Source organism: Streptomyces sp. NPDC008139 (genome assembly GCF_042957025.1).
GTDB lineage: Bacteria > Actinomycetota > Actinomycetes > Streptomycetales > Streptomycetaceae > Actinacidiphila.
This window is the reverse complement of the sequence record NZ_JBIBHM010000027.1, coordinates 18,934-35,966: the sequence shown is the minus strand read 5'-3', so window position 1 is coordinate 35,966 and position 17,033 is coordinate 18,934. Positions and strand designations below refer to the sequence as shown.

The window sequence follows — 17,033 nt, the reverse complement described above, 5'->3', positions numbered from 1 at the left end:
GCCGGCTCACCCCCATCGAATACGAGACCGTCATGACCACACCGGCCTACCAGGCCGCGTGACCCAACCTGTCACCCGCCCCTGCACCAGCCCCCGTAGCGGAAGTCGACCTCGATGTCCGTCAGCGGTGGCTGCCAGTCCACCTTCGGCAGCGGATTGGCCTTGAGGCGGTCGCACGCGACTGCGTAGACCAAGGCGTTGTTAAAGACCATCCGCTTGCGCCGGACGGTGTTCTCCGCGGCGTCGCCGCCGTCGAGCTTCCGCGAGATCGCGCCGAGTGCTCTGCGGAGGTTCTCCTGCCTGACGGCATCGGCCAGCGGCAGCGAGTGGCATGCGATCCACGCCAACCCGGCCGCCATGTCCGCTGGAGGTTCCTCTGCATCCCTGCGCGGCACCCACGCGCCATCTCCGCCCCGGGTCATGCGGAACGCCCACGACAACAGCGCGCCCCGCAGACCCGGCGGAGTGTGACCCCGCGTCGATGGCATCGTGAGAGCCATTGTCACGGTGGCGAGAGCGTCGGCGATGCCCGCCCGGTGCTTCGCCGAGACGCGCGGCCACTTCACCTGCGCGTACTCCACGGCATGCTCGAACCACGTGACCTTGTTCCTCGTCCGCAGCTCCCCGACCGGCAAACCCGTAGCGGTGTCGAACTGCTCGCCCAGCCGCAGCGCGGCCATCAGCTCGGCACGCCGCCCATCAGCCTGCGCCTCGAACTGATAACTCTCACTGTGATCCGTACCGCCGACACGCCACCGCACACGGAACTGCCGCAGGCGGCCCGGCCAGGCATGGAGCTTGTAGATACGCACGTCGAAAGTCAGCACACCCACCCACCAGTACTCGTCGACTGCCGAACAGCGAGCAGGGGCAGGCCACGCCGACCCCTGCCGCACGAGGCGGGAGAGTTCGAGCTGAGTGAAGACCTCGGCCAGCTCACCTACTTTGCGGGTACTGCGTCCGGGTAGCGGTCGATCCAGGACAGGCCGCTGCGGTCGAGGAGGTGCTGGGCCCGGGTGACGGCCACGTAGGCCAGGCGGGCTTCGGCGCTGTCGACCGGTTCCGGGATGGGGTTGCCGTCGGGGCCGAGTTGGTCGGTGTCCTTGGGTGGGGGGAAGTCGGAGGCGATCTGGACGCGCGGCCATTCACGCCCCTTGGCCTTATGAGCGGTGGAGACGGTGACCTGGCAGGCCGTCTCGTCGTGCAGCCGGTCGACCGCGGTCAGAATCTCGTGGACTCCGTGCTTGTCGACGAGGTCGACCAGGGGCTGCAGGTCGCCGCCTGCGGGATCATAGGCGGCGTAATCCTGGACTGCGCCCCAGGTGGGGAAGAGCACCAGTTCGGGATGAGCGGTGCGGCGGCCGTCCTTCAGGTCGCCGGCGGCCAGCGCCAGGGCGCGCAGGGCTCCTCCCCCGCCGACCAGGGAGGTCCGCAGGCCGGCCTGCAGCAGGTGCATGACCTCGTTCATGGCGCCGACGTTGGTGCGGCACAGCACCGCGTCGGGCGTCTGGCACGGTCCGATCGTCGTGGGAACCTGGTCGGTACCGGTCAGGCGGATCGGGGCGCCGGCGGCTGACAGCCAGCGGTTGGCCTCCTGGGCGAGGACCGGGCCGAAGCGGAACGAGCGGGACAGCGCCAGTGGGGTGCCGTCGAAGCCGGTCATCACGTCGCGGGCGCCGCGCCAGGTGTAGATGGCCTGGGCGGAGTCGCCGACCATGACGAGTTGGGCGTGGTCGCGCTGGTTGAGGAAGACCTGCTCGACGACGGGGTTGGTGTCCTGGGCCTCGTCCAGGAGCAGGAAGTCGCAGCCGATGCGGGGGCCGGTCAGGGCCCACAGTTTCAGGTAGTGGTCGTGCTCGAAGCGAACCGTGGTGCCATCGAGGTCCATCAGGTCGTCCCACGCTTTCTTCGCGTAGGGCATGACGTGAGTGGCGAGTTCACGGCGCAAGCCGGTGTCGTCCAGGCCGCGCAGGGGTGGTACGTGGCGGTGGGTGATGGCGGGGTCGGCGGAGTGGCAGAAGCGGGCTACGGTGCGCAGGACGGTGTGGGACAGCACGCGGGGGGTGATGTCGTGCGGGCCGATGCGGACCGGTCGGGTGATGCCGAGGTCCTGGCCGCTTCTCCAGGCAGGTCGGCGGGGGGGCGTTGAGCCGGTGTCGGTAGCGGTGTCCAAGAGCTTGGTAGGCCAGCGAGTGGGCGGTGGTGCAGGTGACCGTGGCGGGGAAGCGGGCCGCCGCGTCGGAGGCGATGGCGCGGTTGTAGGCCAGGTAGCGGCCGCGACGGACCGTGCCCGCGGCGAGCAGGGCCAGAGTGGTGGTCTTGCCCGTGCCGGCGCCGGCCTGAATCGCCAGGTGGTCGCCTGCATGGAATGCGGTGGCGGCGGCTTCCTGCTCGTCGGTGGGGGTGGGGGTGGGTGCTGCGGTTTCCATTTGCGTGTGCGCCTCAGGGGTCAGGGGTTGGCGGGGCGGGCCTGGCACGCGGGTGTGACGGTGTTCGTGGCGAGTGAGAGGGTCGAAAGGGTCCAGACGGCCAAGGCCATCTCCAGGGTGGCAAGGCCGTGGGGTGGGCAGCGCTGGGCGTGCCAACGCAACTGCTCGCCGTACGGCAAGGCGGACAGGTGTAGACAGCCGTGCCCAGGCCCCCATCGCCGGCCGGATAAGCGATCCCGGAGCTGACGTGCCACCGGCTGTTCTCGGGAACCGCGGCGATGGGTGCTTCCCCGGGTGCAGCGGAACTGGCCGCCGGTCGGCCCGGCAGTACCGCTCCGCGGTGTGGCCGCAGTCGCGGCAGCGGCCGACCTGGCCGCAACGCAGAAGCCGGGCGCGGGCGTCGGGGGTGGCCCGCAGACCGCAGCGGAGACAGGGCGAGGTGCGGCTGCCGTCCCAGTGGCGGCGCGGATGACGGTCGGGCGTGTTGTGCATGCCGGTGAACATCGCAGCCGACACGCCGCGCCACGCGGACCGGGGCCGTTCCTGTCCCCCACCCGGACGAGGTCTTCCGCTCAGGCGTTCTGACGCTCGGACACCTATTCGCGTGCGATCACCGCTTCGGCTACACCCCCGCAAGACTTCCCACGGTCTTTTCGCCGGGCGCCGGGTGGTGTTTCTAGCCGGCGGGCGGGCCCGGCAGTTCGTGGCCGGCGCACATGCTGCCCAGAAGATGATCGAAGGACACGCCCAGCGCGTGGGCCAGGGCATGCCAGGTGTTGAGGGTGCCGACGGTGCGACCCTGCTCGATCTCGATCAGCGTGCGCCGCGACAGACCGGTCCGCTCGGCGAGCTGGTCGTAGGTCCAGCACGCGTCCGCCCGCAAACGCGCCAGCTCCATGCGGAGGGCGTCGAAGTCCGGATCGGGCGGGAAGATCGTCACCCGTCCATCCGAAGGTGCAGACCCCTGCACTGTCAGTGCAGGGGTCTGCCCTACTTGTGCGCACGCGGGGGAACTCCACGAGAAGGCAGAGGTCTGCACTACGGTGTCGGCGCGCCGGCGCCACCCGTCCCGGCGGCCGCAGCCCGGCGCGGACCACCGCGGCGGCACCAGAAACAGGAGGACGCACCCGATGGAGCCCGGCCTGGCCGCTTCCCTTCCGCAGCGCATCTGGACGGTCGCCATCGCCACCCGCTCCGGCGCGTCCGGTGCCGCGTGCGGCACCTGCGGACCCATCTCCTCAGCGGGCCCGGCGCTGCGTTCCGCCGCCCTCCATCATCTGGCCCTCCACGCCCTCCGCGACGTCACTCCCCCGCACCTGAGGGTCTGCCAGTGCGGCCGCCGCGGCTGTCCCTGGCATGGCCGGCACCGCGGCTGCGCGGGTCCAGTGCTCCTCACGATCACCTGCACTCCCACCGCGGGCACATGGCGGCTGGCCGACCTGTGCCGCCAATGCGCCATCACCACACCCCACACCGCCGCCGTTCCCCAGCATGCCCCCACCCCCGGCCGGAACCGAGCGGCCGCCGACCGTACCGCGGAGGAAGACGAGGAACAGTCACTGGCCTGGGAAACCGCCTGCCCGTCCTGCGGAGCCCATGACGGAACGTGCACATGGGCCTGCCCCTCGCTGTGAGCACAACGCCGGCACCCCCGACAGCAGGCCACCGCTCGCAGGAATGCCGCGGCAGCCTGCTCATGACGGCCCGCACGGTGGCCCCCGAGGAGCTCCCGTCCTTGCTGTGTTCCGCCAGGGCGCAGGCCAGCCCCGAGTCCGGTTTCCTCCTGTGACCCAAGCGCTTGTGGTGGTTCGGCCATAACGGCAGCCCTCATATTCGGGTTCGCTGCCGCAGCCTCCGGCGTTCGCCTGGTACGGAAGCCGGGGTGCAGGGCCGCCGGTTGTCGCCCTTCGCCGGGAGCCTTCTCGCGGCGAAGGACCACGCGTCCGCCAGCGGCTGGTGGCGCCCGGATGTCGCACAACCGGCGGAGGCGTAGGACAGTCTGATCTTTTTCGGTATTTCATCTGCATACCTGCTGATGTATGGGGATCATGGATCAGCTCCTGGACGGGTGCCGGCAGCGCCTTTACCGACCCGGCCGCTCGGGCCAGGGGTGTCAGACCCGCGCGGGCGCCCGCCCCGGCACCGCGCGGCACACCGCAGGCAGGGGCGGGCAGGAGCGGACAGGCAATGGGGCTGCGTACCGATCAGGTGTGGGCAATACCGCAACGCTGGCAGGGCAACACCGCGCGCCAGTTGCTCGTCCCGGCCGGCACCCTGGAGGTGGCCGACAGCCCCGAGGGACGTGTCGTGCACAGCGTCTTCGGGCGTTGGCGGGCTGTCGCGGACGGCACGGACGGCACGGACGGCACCAACGATCTGACCGCGCTACTGCCCGACAGGCCGGACGGCGTGGTGGGGTGGGGCGGGCAGCGGCAGGCCAGCGCCCCGCAGACCGTACTGGATTCCTATACCGGCACCCTGCAGTTGCACGACCTGGTGCGTGAGGGCGGTCTGAGGCCGCCGCAGGCAGGCGCCCTGCATGCGGTGATCGGTTACTGGTACTCGCAGTTGCCTGAGCCGGGTCTGGTGGTCATGCCGACCGGGACGGGCAAGACGGAGACCATGCTGACAGTGCTGGTGGCGTGCCGCCTCACGCGGTTGCTGGTGCTGGTGCCCAGCGTCGCGCTGCGCGACCAGATCGCGGGCAAGTTCGAGTCGCTGGGCATCCTGCAGCAGCAGGAGATCGTCGCCGCGGGTGCGCTACGTCCGTGCGTGGGCCGGGTAACGCACCGTTTCACCGATCCGGAGCAGGCGCAGGCGTTCGCGGCGGCGTGCAACGTGGTGGTGGCCACGCCGAGCGTCCTGCATCACTGCACGCCGGAGGCCCGTGAAGCGCTGCTCTCGCAGTTCAGCCATCTGGTCGTCGATGAGGCGCACCATGCTCCGGCCTCCACGTGGACGAGTGTGATCCAGCGCTTCGAGGACCGGCGGGTGCTGCTGTTCACCGCGACGCCGTTCCGGGAGGACGGCAGGAAGATCCCCGGGCGGACCATCTTCCGCTATCCGCTGCGCCAGGCTCAGTCCGAGAACTACTTCACCCGCATCGACTACCGGGCGGTGCTCTCCCTGGAAGGCAACGACCGGAAGGTCGCCGAACTCGCTGTGGCACGGCTGCGCGCCGACCTGGAAGCCGGGTTCGACCACCTGCTGATGGCACGCGTGAACACCGTCAAGCGGGCCCAGGAAGTCTGCGAGCTGTATCGGGAGGTGGCCGACGATCTCGGCCCGGTGGCGCTGTATGACGGCCTGTCGGCCGCGGCCCGATCGGCGGCGCTGGAGGGTATGCGGGAGCGCAGCAGCCGGGTCGTGGTGTGCGTGAATATGCTCGGCGAGGGCTTCGACATGCCCGAGTTGAAGGTGGCTGCGGTGCACGACGTGCGCAAGAGCCTCAGCCCGATGGTCCAGTTCATCGGGCGGTTCACCCGCACCTCGGCGGGTGCGGGCGGCCGGATCGGCACCGCGTCGGTATTCGTGGCCCGCGACCCGGCCGTGGCGCTGTCTCCCTTGCGTGATCTGCTGAAGGAGGACGCGGACTGGAACCTGCTGCTGCACGACATCACCGAGCACAGTGCCGTGCGCAGTGAGGAACTCAGCGAGTTCGACGCCTCCTTCCACGGCGTGCCGGCCGACATGGCCGTCAGCATCCTGGAGCCGAAGATGAGCGCGGTGGCGCACCGCGCCCCGACCGGCACATGGGATCCGCAGGCCGCCCTCGGCCGGTACGGCGAGGAGCGGGTGCTCGGGCAGAGCATCGCCACCGGCGCCGACGGTCGGCTGGCCTGGTTCGTGGTGGAGCACCGCACCCTGGTCGACTGGGGTGCCCCGCAGTTCCTAGAGCAGATCCTCTATGAGCTGATCATCATGTACTTCGACGACCGGCGGCGGCTGCTGTACATCTACGGTTCCCATAAGAGGGGCGACTACAAGGAGTTGGCTGCGAGGGTTCTGGGCGGTGGGAGCCGGCCCGTCAAGGGGCTGGAGACCTTCCGGGTGTTCGCCGGCCTGGAGCGGGTGGTGGCCACCAACATCGGCCTGCTGGACGCCCGCGGCCACTTCAACCGGTTCTCGCTGCTGGTCGGCAGTGACGTCTTCGAGGCACTGGACACCGCGGCGCGGCAGAACCGCAGCCAGACCCACATCATGGCCTCCGGCTTCGACGACGGCACCAAAGTCACCGTGTGCGCGGCGCTGTCGGGGCGTTTCTGGTCGCCGCGCACCGCCCCGAGCCTGTTGGCGTGGATGCGGTGGTGCGACGAGCAGGGCGGGAAGATCCTCGACTCCAGCGTCGACCTGGAGAACGTGATGGCCGGTTTCATCATCCCCGTCGAGCAGACCGAACGCCCCCCGTACCCCCTGCTCGGCCTGGAATGGCCCTGGCAGTGGCGCGCCGGCCTGAGCGAGGGCCCGCCGGTCTCCTACAACGGCCACTCCCACCCCGTCGCCGACATCGGCTTCCGCGTCGACGACTTCACCCCGCACGGACCGTTGCGGTTCTCCCTGGTCTCCCCCACCTGGCAGATCCCCTACAGCGCCGAGTTCACCGACCGCGGCCTGGTCTACTCCCCCCTGGACCAGGACGCCGCAGTGGTCAACCAGCGTGCCACCGTCCCCGCTGGCGAATGGATCAACAAGCACAAGCCGTACCTGTACTTCGCCGGCGACCGCCTACTGACCCCCAACGACCGCCTGCACGCCCCGCGCACCGACCTCCCGCCCTTCGACCTGTCCCTGCTGCAGCCACTGCGCTGGAACGGGGTAGACATCCGGGTGGAGTCCATGGGCCCGACCCGGCTGCCGCGCTCCGTGCAGCACCACATGTCCCTGCATTTGAGCGCACAGCAGCACTTCGACGTCCTACTGGACGACGACGGGCCCGGCGAAGCCGCCGACCTCGTCGGCATCACCTCCGACGAGGTCGACATCACGATCACTCTCGTGCACTGCAAGTACTCCTCCGAGGAAACGCCCGGCGCCCGCGTCGGAGACTTGTACGAGGTGTGCGGCCAGGCCGCCCGCGGCGCGAAATGGCGCGAGTACGGCATCGAAGCACTACTGCACCGCCTGGACCGCCGCGCCGCCAAGTACGCCGCCCGCAACCCCGGGAACTCGCCCTACCTGATCGGCAGCATCGACGAGCTGTACCGCATCCGCGAACGCGCACCCCACCTACGGCCCCACATCAACACCGTCATCGCCCAGCCCGGACTCTCAGCAGCCGCGTGCAGCAGCGAACAGCAGCGCCTGCTGGCCGGCGCCCACTCCTACGTACGAGCCCTGACCAAAGGCACCTTCACCGTCTACTGCAGCGCCTGAGACCCATCGTCTCGGGCGCCCCAACCTCCCCTTCACATGCCGCGGCTACCGCCTAAAGTCTCGGCCCGTACGCCAATTACTGCTTCCTCTGTCAGGTTGGGACCGCAAAGTGAATCCTTTCGGGCTGTTGGCGGTTCGTCCTGTGCTTCCGAGGAGCCCTCGCAGGTCAGGCCGGTAGCGTCGGGTTTCGGCCCGTGCGACGTCGTGGAAGGCGGAATTGTGTCGGAACCTGTCGCAGACCTGCTGTCGCTGCCGGCCAGGTACAAAGCCATGATGACGGCGGATCTGGAACGTGCCGCGAAAGAACGCGAGCGGATCTCGCGGGAGGTTGCCGCGCTGCAAGCGCGGCTTCGCCGTCTGGCCAGTGACGAGACGTGGCTCACGGTCGCACTGCAAAGCCTGCCGCCACTGCCTTCGGCTGCGGAGCACACCACCGCCCCTGCCCCTGCCGTCGATGATGAAAGAGGCAGGGACGGCGCCTGCGTCGAGAGGCTGCCCAGGCGGCAGCCGGCCACGAGGGGGCCGGCGCTGCGGGACCTGGTCATCGGCGAGCTGCTGCGGCAGGGCGGGCTGCTTTCTTCTCATGATGTTGCCGTGGTGCTGCGGCGGGCCCATCCGCACCGGAGGATCAAGGAACCGGCCTTGCGGCGCGTTTTGGAAGAGCTCGTGGAGCAGAGCAAAGCACAGCGTGGCAGGCGCGGCAGCCGGGTGTTCTACTTGGCTGCCGATGCCACGGCGCGGGAGACGGCCGTCTGACCTGCTGTGCGTGTCACGCCGCGGTGCTGCCGAGTGCGGGGGGCAGGAAGGCGGGCGGCAGCCGGATACCGAGGGCCTCCAGCGCAGTTCGCTGGTCCGGGGTCATCTGTGCGCCGTCCCTGTGGCGCCGCGCCAGCCAGGCACCCAGTTTGACGTGATCGTCACCGACGTCTTCCACGTGGTCTGCGGGCACGTGGAGGTGGCCGTGGCGCTGGTGGTACTGGCGAGCGGCGCGTAGACCGCGGTTGAAGGCGCGGGCGCGCAGGTCTGCGGGCCGGGTCAGCAGCATGCCGTGCGGGTGGGCGTCGGGGCAGGCGCGGGCGAGGGCGTCCAGCAGGTGTTTCTGCTGGGAATCCAGCAGGTGGTGGTCGTTGATCTGGCGGTCCAACCAGCTGTCCCAGGATGAATCACGGTCGGCGTGGGGGTGGTAGGTGCATCGCCAGTCGCTGCCGGTCAGGCGGCGGCGGATCTGGACGTAGAGATACTGCCAGCGCAGGCTCCAGGGCGGATTCCAGAAGGGGTCGACCGCGGTGAGGGAGGCGATGCGTGCGGGGGCGAGCCGGCCGGTGTCGGCGCGGCGGCGCATGGTCTCCAGCCAGGCAGCGACCCGGCGGTCCCCGCTGTGGGCGTGCTTGCCGAGCGCGAGAGTGCCGTGGCGGGTGGCGCTGGCCGCGGCACGGTTGAGGCGGTACTCGAAGCTCTCGGGCGGGTGGGGCCAGGAGATGCCCAGGCTGGTCAGGGCGGCGACGCGTTGAAGCGGCAGGGCGCCTGCGGCGTACAGGGAGCGTTGTTGGCCGATCCACTGGCCCAGGGCCAGGCCGTCGGCGGTGACGTGTTCGCTGGGCACGTCCAGATGTCCGCGCTGGACGTGGAAGGCATTGGCGGCGCGCCAGCCGTTGTCCCAGAAGGCACTGTTCGGGGGGTGGTGAGCGAGCAGCTTCAGAGTGCGGTGTACCTCCGCGGCACGTTCGGGACGAGGCGGGAGGGGCTGCAGCCGCCGCTTCTTACGGCTGCTGAAGCGCTCGCTAAGCCTGCTGTCGTACACAGCCAGTCCGTTGAAGAACGCCCAGAAATCGGAGAAGGCGGAGGATTCCATGGCATCGTCCAGGGCCTGTCCCGGGGCGACGTAGACGGGCAGGAAGATCGAGGCGCGTTTGGCCTGACCGGGGGGTTTGCGCAGGGCCCGTCCGATGGTCTGCGCGATCTTGATCGGGCTGCGGCAGGGGTCGGCTATGAAGATGCCGTCGGTGTCGGGGGCGTCGACGCCTTCGCACAGCACCCGCACGCTAGACAGGACCGCGCCGTCGTGGCGGTCGGCTGCGGTGCCGGGGATCAGGGGGGAGAAGTGTGTGAACTCCTGCAGGTACGTGTGGCGCTGCCAGGCAGGCTGGCCGGTGTACAGGGCTCGCGCCCAGGGGTTGCGGATGCCGGTGTGGTCGGCGAGGACGTGGGCGGTCTCGGGCAGGGAGTCGGCGAAGCCGCGGGCGGCGGCGATACGACCGTGGAAGGTGAGGACGGTGCGGACGTCGTGTTCGGCCATGGCGGTCAGCAGCAGCGCCTGCATGGTCGCCAGCCGCAGACCGTCCAGGTGCGAGGTGGGCCGGGGGTTGTGGAGAATGCCGCGCAGCGCGCTGTCGCGGACTTCGGGGATGACCAGTTGGTACTCGGCGAGGATGCCCCGCTCGATGGCCTCGGCCAGGCCGAGGTGATAGACGGTCGGGCCGAAGACGGTGGGGTCGTCCATGGAGGCGAGCCGGATGAGACCGGAGCGCTCCTTCAACTGCCGGACGGAGGCGCGCCAGTTACGCGGGGTGGCGGTGGTGTAGAGCCGGTGTGCGGCGGGGACGGCCCGGTCGTCGTGGATGAGCCCCCAGCGTTTGTCCCAGTTGCCGCTGGTGCGGTGGGCCTCGTCGGCAAGGGCGAAGGCCCACCTGGGCAGATGGTGGGAGCGGTGGGCCCGGGCCAGCGTGGGCAGGGAGTCGTAGGTGGCGAAGACAGCGGTGCGGCCGCCGCGGGCGATACGGCGCACCAGCGTCTGGGGGCTGGAGGTGAGCAGGAGATGCCCGCGAAGCCTGCGGTCGTACACCCCGGGCAGTGAGCACACGCCGATGAGCTGGTCGAAGCCGCCGTCCGCGAGCCAACGGGCCGCGGTCTGCGTCAGCAGGTCGAGGGTGGGCACGACGACGAGTACGGGGCCGCGGGAAGCGAAGTGTTCGGCCAGGCGCTTGCCGATGAGGGTCTTGCCGGTGCCGCAGGCGGCGACGATGGTCGCGGCGGGCAACCGTCGGTGCAGCAGGGCGTTCACCCCCGCTTCGACGGCCTCCTCCTGGTGCGGGCGTAGCTGAGTACGGCCAGACATGCGGCGCTGCGACTCCCTCGCGGCCGAAACCCGGTGCCCGCTGCCCCGGGGCCGCCGGCTCCTTATCCCTGACGGCAGCGTGCCAGGTGCGCCGAGACCGGGGCAGCTGCTGACCGGAGGTGATCGTGATCGATCCGGTGGGCGTCGTTCATGGCCGGTGCCGGTTCGGGCGGGGGCCAGTTGTGTCCGGTTGGCCGTTGGTGGCGGCCGCCGGGACACCGCGGAGGTTAGATGAGGTGGTGGTCGGCTGAACCCGGCGCCGGGAGGGTGCGATGACGGGGCGGGACACGCTGCTGGGGCAGCGCCGGATGCACCTGGGTCTGCGGTTCCTGCACGGAGAGTCGACCGGTTCGTACGTGACCCGGCTCGCCGCCCGCAACCTGCGCCCGGTGGAAGCGGTACTGGCCAGCTTGGGCAACGGCCCGATGCCGGTGGACCCTCAGTACACCGAGATGTACGTCAGCCGCTACGCCCGCGAGCGGCTGGCCAACCTGGCCGGGCGGACCGTGGCCGAGATGCAAAAGCGCCTGGTGAGCCTCAGCGACGAATTCCTCATGCCCGCCGACGCGGCCGAGGACTGGGAATGGCCCTGGGACGCCCGGGCCGGCTACGTCGTACAGGCCTGCTCCCTGTGCGCGGCACAGCGCGGCACCCGCTCTACGGCGTGGCTGATCCTTGCCGACCCGTGGCACGTGTGCCTACGTCACCACCGGTGGACGGACAACTCGCGCAGCACCCAGCACCCTTACATCGATCTCGGTGCCCTGAGCGAGGTCGTCCAGGCCCAGCAGCGTCTGAACCGGGTCACCAAACGCCTCGGGCCACTGGCCGCACGGTGGGTGCAGGCGGACGCGTACTCCCTCCTGGCGCACTGCGGCACCCCGGACAGGGCTGAGAAGGCGAAGCAGTGGCGCGCCCTGGCGGTGGAACTGGGTGAGCAGCGGGTGCGGCCTTTGGCCCAGTTCGGCTGGCTGGCCCGGCTGACGGAGGATCTGGCGTGGCTGGAGGTGCGCCGCTTGAGCGGGGTGCTGACCACAACCGAGCACAAGCAGTGGCTGCCGCGGGTCAGGCGCCGGTACGGCCACGGGCTGGCCGGGCCGCTGGCGACCTGGCACGGCCAGCACCGTCCGCTCGCCCGCGACTACCTCACTACGGTGCGCGGCGACCACTCGGTGAGCACAGACGTGGAGAACGAGGTGCGGAAGGCCACCGGGCATCATCCGGTGGCCTCTGCGCTGACGTCGCTGGAGGATGCGACGTGTCTTCCCTGGGTGCGGCTGCCGGGCTCGATGGACCGGCTGTTCTTGTGATGGTCCCCTCCGGGTTACGGCGAGAGGGGCCGCGGCCAGCGCCGGCTGGGACCGGTGGGCACGACGCCCGCGGCCGGCGCGGCGGGAGCATACGTCCTTGCGAGATCGCAAGCCATCTCCACTCGTTCGGGTGGACGCGGCGCCTTGCCGCTTCGTGGCAACGAGCCTGCCCGGGATGCTGCATCCGGTACCCGGTGCCGCGGGCACGAGACGGCGGGAAGGACAGCCGATGGAGGTGCGGGTCCGTCACCGCGACGATCTGGGGCGTGAGCGGCTGGTGCCAGCCGCCGCGCTGCGGGGAGCGCCGGTGGAGCGCTGGCCGGTACTCAACGAGCAACGCCCCTACAAGGGCCGCAAGTCCAAGGTGTCGCAGTGGTGGTCGTCGACCACCAAGAAGGACATTCTGTGCCGGTCGAAGGAGCACGCGTACGCGGCGATGTTCCTCGACCGCGACCCGGACATCGCCTATCTGGGCTCGGCGTCACTGCAGGTGGAATGCGCTCAGGATGACGGCATGGTCGTGGTGGAGCCGGCGTTCCTGGCCCGCACGGTGGGCGGGCAGCAGCTGTTCTACCTGCACTGCCCCGCCGGGCGGGATCCGGACGAGCGGGAGTGGGTGCTGGCGCGGGCGGCAGCCGACGAAGCGGGTTGGCAGGTGCGGGCCGCGCAGGCCCCGGCAGGCCAGCTGCGCCGCAACATCTACCTCGTCTCCCAGTTCCGCCACGACGAGTACCGCGACGAGGCGGCCAAGGACGTGTTGCTGGAGGTGTTCGCTTCGCCGCGGCCGGTGGGTGAGGGGGCCGACGCCGCGGGTCTCCCCCCCGGTCAGGGCAGAGCCCGCAGCTGGCACCTGCTGTGGACGGGCGCTTTGGCCACGGACTGGGAGCGGCCGTTGACCCCGGACAGTATGGTGTGGGCCGCCCGGGAGACGCGGTGAACACCCTGCCCGTGCCCGTAGCCGATCCCCTGCCCGTCCCTGTCGGCGGACCGGACGGACTGCGGCCGGGGATGACCGTGCGGTGGAAGGCCGGGCGCTACCTGGTCGGTGCGGTGCAGGGCACCATGGTGCACTTGGCGGCCCTGGACGAGAGCGGCCAGGACGCGCTGGCGCTGGCCTCGATCCTGGTCTGCGCCGCGGACTTCGCGGTACTGGCCGGTGACGGGACGCCTCTCGAGCCTGAGCCGGGGCCGGACTGGGCGGTACTGAACCGACTCGAGGAACACCATCTGCAGCAGATGCGGCGCTGGGAGGAACACGTCAGCGAAGTGCTGACCGGCCGCCCGGTCGGATCCCAGGGCGCGTTCGTCCCCCGCCCCGGCTATGACCCGGCCACGACGACCCGGACCGCGCGCTATGCCCTCAAGGCGGCCGAGTTGAAGGCGGCCGGTCTGCCCGGTTCGGTCGCCACGGTGCAGCGCAAGTGCCTGGCCTGGGAGAAACAGGGGCTGCTCGGTCTGGTCGATGAGCGGTGGCTGCGCACCACCACCCCCTACGGCCGTGTCGACGAGCGGGTGGTGGAGGTGATCCGCCAACAGGACCGGGCCCAGGACGGCTTGTCGGCCGGCACGCTCTCGCGGCTGCGCACCCAGGTGCGTACCGCGCTGCGCCGGGCCTATCCGGAGGAGTACCGGAAGCTGATGCCCGCCCGGTCCACCTTCTACGACCTGCTCACGCGCCTGGGGATCTCGAACGCCTCGGCGGCACCTGCGGGCAGGGACACCGCCGGGCCCGAGCCGCCCTACCGGCCGGTCATGGTGTCGCTGCTGGGCGAACGCGTCCAGATCGACTCCACCGGCCTGGATGTGGTGGCCCGCGGGGACGACGGCCGGCCGGTGTCGCTGGAGTTGACCTACGCCATCGACATGCTCAGCCGCAGCATCCCGGCCGGGATCGTCGTTCCCAAGCGGCCCGGCCGCAAGAATGGGCCGGGCAGCCGGCGCCGCGGCGGGCGCGGCACCAGGTCCCTGGACGCGGCGCTGCTGCTCGCCCAGGCGTTGGCCCCTTTGCCGGCGCGCCCCGGCTGGTCGCCACAGGCCCTGGCCGAAAACTCCGACCTGCCCTACGAGCGCATGGTCGAAAGCGATCCCCGCATGGCCGGCGCCGCCGCCCGTCCGGTGGTGCGCCCGAAGACGGTGGTCGTCGACAACGCCAGGATCTTCAAGGCACAGCACTTCAAGGACGCGTGCAGCATGCTGGGCATCGGCGTGGAGCCCGCCCGGGAACGCACCGCCGAGGACAAGGCGGTCATCGAGCGCACCAACGACTCCCTCAAGCGGGGGTTCTCCCAGTTCGTCGCCGGCTACACCGGTGACAGCCTGGCCACGCGCGGGAAGAACGTCGGGCAGCAGCGGCTGTGGCCGATCAACAAAGTGCAGGAGATGTGGCACGAGTGGGTGGCCACTGTCTGGCAGCAGCGCCCGCACGAAGGGCTGCGCTCCCCCTTCCTGCCCGGCCTGGTCCTGACACCGAACCAGATGTACGCCGCCGCCGTCGCAACGGAAGGCGCTGTGCCCCGGCCCGCCACCCCCGACGAGAACCGCAAGCTGCTGCTCAGCGAGAAACGGATCGTCACCCGCGAGGGCATCAGGATCGACAACCGCACATACGTCAGCCGCCGTATCGGCGAGTTCAGGAACCGCCACACCGGCATCAAGGGGCAGGGCCGCCGCTGGTCGGTCTACTACAACCCCTACGTGCCCCGCCGGGTGTGGTTGTACGACCACACGGCCGCCACGGACCCGGCCCGCAGCCCGTGGGTGCCCTTCGACTTCAAGTACCAGCACCTGATCGACGACGACTGGACCCAGTACCTGTGGGAACAGGCCGCCGACATCGTCGCGGACCGCCGCGGCCGGGAAGGCAGCGAAGAGGAGATCGCCCGCGCCACCGACGAACTCCTGGACCGCGCACGCAAAGGCCCCACCGCCGTTCGTGACGCCGTGCCGGTGGCCGCGTTCGTCCCGCAGCCTGTGCACATCACCGAGACACCGTTCAACCCCTACGCGGGCATCACCCCGGCCGACCCCACCCGAGTGCCCGCCGCACCGTCACTGAACGTCCCCGCCGAAGACCTCTTCCCGGGCCGGCGCCGTGCACCGGCGCCTGCAGTGCCTGAACCAGCCGACCCGGCCGCCCCGGCCGAGCAGCAGCCCCCTGCCGCAGACCGGCCGCGCCGCCGACCCGCCCCGGCCACCACGCCCCGGCTGGGCGGCTCGGCCGGAGACATCTTCCGCACCCTGGCCGCCGCACCGCCGCCACATGACCCGGCGGATCCGCCGCCGGACCGCCACGTCCCGCAGGAGACCTGATGCCCACCACCCACACCGTGAACAGCCCGGTCACCCCCGGTGTAGCGCCGATCCCTGTGTACCGGCTGCTGGAACCCGACCTGCTCTCCACGCGCGACGGTCTCATGGACTTCGTGCGCAACAAGCCCGAACCCCCGAACCTGCAGGACTGCGCCCCTCCCCGCACGAAAGACACCGAAGACACGGACGTCCCCGACACCGACCCGCGGATGATGTACCACGGGAACCTGCCCTGTGTGAGCACGCCCGACGTGACCCGGGGCCTGCTGGATGCCCGCCGCACGCTGCGCACCAACCGGTTCCGTCGCGCCGGGAAACGCACGAGCATGATCATCGACGGGTGTGCCGGCAAGACCACCCTGCTGGCGCAGATCGCCCGCGCCTACCAGGGACTGCTGGAAGTCGAACGCCGCCCGGACAACGAATGGACCCCCGTCGTCTATGTCAACGTCCCGCCGCGCCACGAATGCAACCTGGACTGGTCGCTGCCCTTCGCCGACTTCTTCGGCATGGACCACACGCTCAACCTCGACAAGCGGACCTACCGCAGCACCGACATGACCGAACCGGTCATCCACGCGATGAAAGAGAGCGGCACCTCCCTGATCTGCATCGATGGGATCGACCGCATCCACAGCAACGACGTGACGACGGCCTTCGACTACTTCGACTGCCTGCAGGCCCGTCTGCCGACCTCCATCATCTACTGCGGAAACAGCGCCGCCGACATCGTCAAAGAAGCCCTCCACCAGCGCCGCAACAGCCGACGCCCCGAACAGTCCGAGCAGTTCCGCACCCCCCTGCCCGTGATGCGGATCCGCCCCATCCCCTTCCACAAGGGACACGAGGACCCCTGGCGCACCGTCTTGATGGACTACGACAAGAATCTCCGTCTCCACCACCACGTCCCCGGCGCAGGAAGGCTCCTCGACTTCGACGAGCAGCTTCACGAGCGGACCGGCGGCTACATGGACACCCTGGACCAACTCCTGTGCCAGACCGCCCAGCAGTCCATCGAGGACGGCACCGAAGCAATCACCGAGGAAGGCCTCAACGACATGATCGCCGGCCGCGACGACCCGGACGATGACAGGGAATAGCATCCGCCGGCCGAACGCCGGGGCATGTTGTGGCTTGTGCGACGGGACAGGGCCGGTTTGCCGCCGGCCTGCGTGCGCGCATGGGCAGCGTGGGGTGACGCTGCGGCGGTGACGGGCACCCGAGGCGGGGCCGCAGGAAGATGTTCCGCTGAATGACGACCACGGCCGATGTCCCGATGCCGCCGGCCTCCGGCCCCTGCGGCAGTGGCAGTGGCAGTGGCAGTGGCATCACTGTCACCGCAGCCGCAGACAGCTTCGGCGTCCGGACGGCCGTGACCTGCACCCTCGGACGAGGAACACGCCCACGCCCTCACTCACGCCAACCGGGCCTGGCTCCAAACCGCTTGACGACCAAGAGGAGTATCGACGCCACCGGACCAGAACCTGCTCATCATCA

General features: G+C 70.2%; 9 protein-coding genes and 2 pseudogenes. 6 read left to right on the top strand and 5 right to left on the bottom strand.

Annotated features, from left to right (window positions below; translation table 11 throughout):
• Window positions 1–71: 71 nt before the first annotated feature.
• The 4 genes and pseudogenes from ACFZBB_RS33930 to ACFZBB_RS33915 form a co-directional block, all read right to left on the bottom strand.
• Window positions 72–827: a hypothetical protein gene (locus tag ACFZBB_RS33930; protein WP_391130832.1), complete on the bottom strand. Its 756-nt coding sequence runs from the start codon at window positions 825–827 to the stop codon at window positions 72–74.
• A 113-nt stretch (window positions 828–940) separates the two neighbouring features.
• Window positions 941–2,429, bottom strand: a pseudogene (locus ACFZBB_RS33925) (UvrD-helicase domain-containing protein).
• 273 nt (window positions 2,430–2,702) lie between these two features.
• Window positions 2,703–2,921 (bottom strand): annotated as a pseudogene (locus tag ACFZBB_RS33920) (DUF6083 domain-containing protein); the annotation flags it as partial.
• Between the two features lie 184 nt (window positions 2,922–3,105).
• Window positions 3,106–3,369, bottom strand: coding sequence for a helix-turn-helix domain-containing protein (locus ACFZBB_RS33915; protein WP_391130829.1), 264 nt, complete (start codon window positions 3,367–3,369; stop codon window positions 3,106–3,108).
• A gap of 1,247 nt (window positions 3,370–4,616) precedes the next feature.
• Between ACFZBB_RS33915 and ACFZBB_RS33910 the strand changes: the two genes are divergently transcribed.
• Both ACFZBB_RS33910 and ACFZBB_RS33905 read left to right on the top strand, forming a co-directional pair.
• On the top strand, window positions 4,617–7,802 hold the full coding sequence (locus ACFZBB_RS33910; protein ID WP_391130826.1) for a DEAD/DEAH box helicase family protein: 3,186 nt from the start codon (window positions 4,617–4,619) through the stop codon (window positions 7,800–7,802).
• A gap of 219 nt (window positions 7,803–8,021) precedes the next feature.
• A complete protein-coding gene (locus tag ACFZBB_RS33905) occupies window positions 8,022–8,558 on the top strand; it encodes a hypothetical protein (protein ID WP_391130823.1) in 537 nt (178 codons plus the stop codon).
• A gap of 13 nt (window positions 8,559–8,571) precedes the next feature.
• Here the strand turns inward: ACFZBB_RS33905 and ACFZBB_RS33900 are convergent, their stop codons facing one another.
• A complete protein-coding gene (locus ACFZBB_RS33900; protein WP_391130820.1) occupies window positions 8,572–10,917 on the bottom strand; it encodes a Helicase associated domain protein in 2,346 nt (781 codons plus the stop codon).
• A gap of 272 nt (window positions 10,918–11,189) precedes the next feature.
• Here ACFZBB_RS33900 and ACFZBB_RS33895 point away from each other — a divergent pair, with 272 nt between their 5' ends.
• The 4 genes from ACFZBB_RS33895 (at window position 11,190) to ACFZBB_RS33880 (ending at window position 16,636) form a co-directional block, all read left to right on the top strand.
• Window positions 11,190–12,227 (top strand): TniQ family protein, encoded by a 1,038-nt coding sequence (locus ACFZBB_RS33895; protein WP_391130817.1) that lies wholly within the window; start codon window positions 11,190–11,192, stop codon window positions 12,225–12,227.
• Between the two features lie 229 nt (window positions 12,228–12,456).
• Complete coding sequence (locus tag ACFZBB_RS33890; RefSeq protein ID WP_391130814.1) at window positions 12,457–13,164, top strand: hypothetical protein; 708 nt, start codon at window positions 12,457–12,459, stop codon at window positions 13,162–13,164.
• Window positions 13,161–15,536: an integrase gene (locus tag ACFZBB_RS33885; RefSeq protein WP_391130811.1), complete on the top strand. Its 2,376-nt coding sequence runs from the start codon at window positions 13,161–13,163 to the stop codon at window positions 15,534–15,536. The genes ACFZBB_RS33890 and ACFZBB_RS33885 overlap by 4 nt, the downstream gene beginning before the upstream one ends.
• On the top strand, window positions 15,536–16,636 hold the full coding sequence (locus ACFZBB_RS33880; RefSeq protein ID WP_391130808.1) for an ATP/GTP-binding protein: 1,101 nt from the start codon (window positions 15,536–15,538) through the stop codon (window positions 16,634–16,636). The genes ACFZBB_RS33885 and ACFZBB_RS33880 overlap by 1 nt, the downstream gene beginning before the upstream one ends.
• Window positions 16,637–17,033 lie beyond the last annotated feature (397 nt).

Excerpts from the sequence above, each read along its gene's own strand:
- ACFZBB_RS33895 (WP_391130817.1), top strand. The coding sequence starts at position 11,190 with ATGACGGGGCGGGACACGCTGCTGGGGCAGCGCCGGATGCACCTGGGT.
- ACFZBB_RS33890 (WP_391130814.1), top strand. The coding sequence starts at position 12,457 with ATGGAGGTGCGGGTCCGTCACCGCGACGATCTGGGGCGTGAGCGGCTG.
- ACFZBB_RS33880 (WP_391130808.1), top strand. The coding sequence starts at position 15,536 with ATGCCCACCACCCACACCGTGAACAGCCCGGTCACCCCCGGTGTAGCG.
- ACFZBB_RS33910 (WP_391130826.1), top strand. The coding sequence starts at position 4,617 with ATGGGGCTGCGTACCGATCAGGTGTGGGCAATACCGCAACGCTGGCAG.
- ACFZBB_RS33900 (WP_391130820.1), bottom strand. The coding sequence starts at position 10,917 with ATGTCTGGCCGTACTCAGCTACGCCCGCACCAGGAGGAGGCCGTCGAA.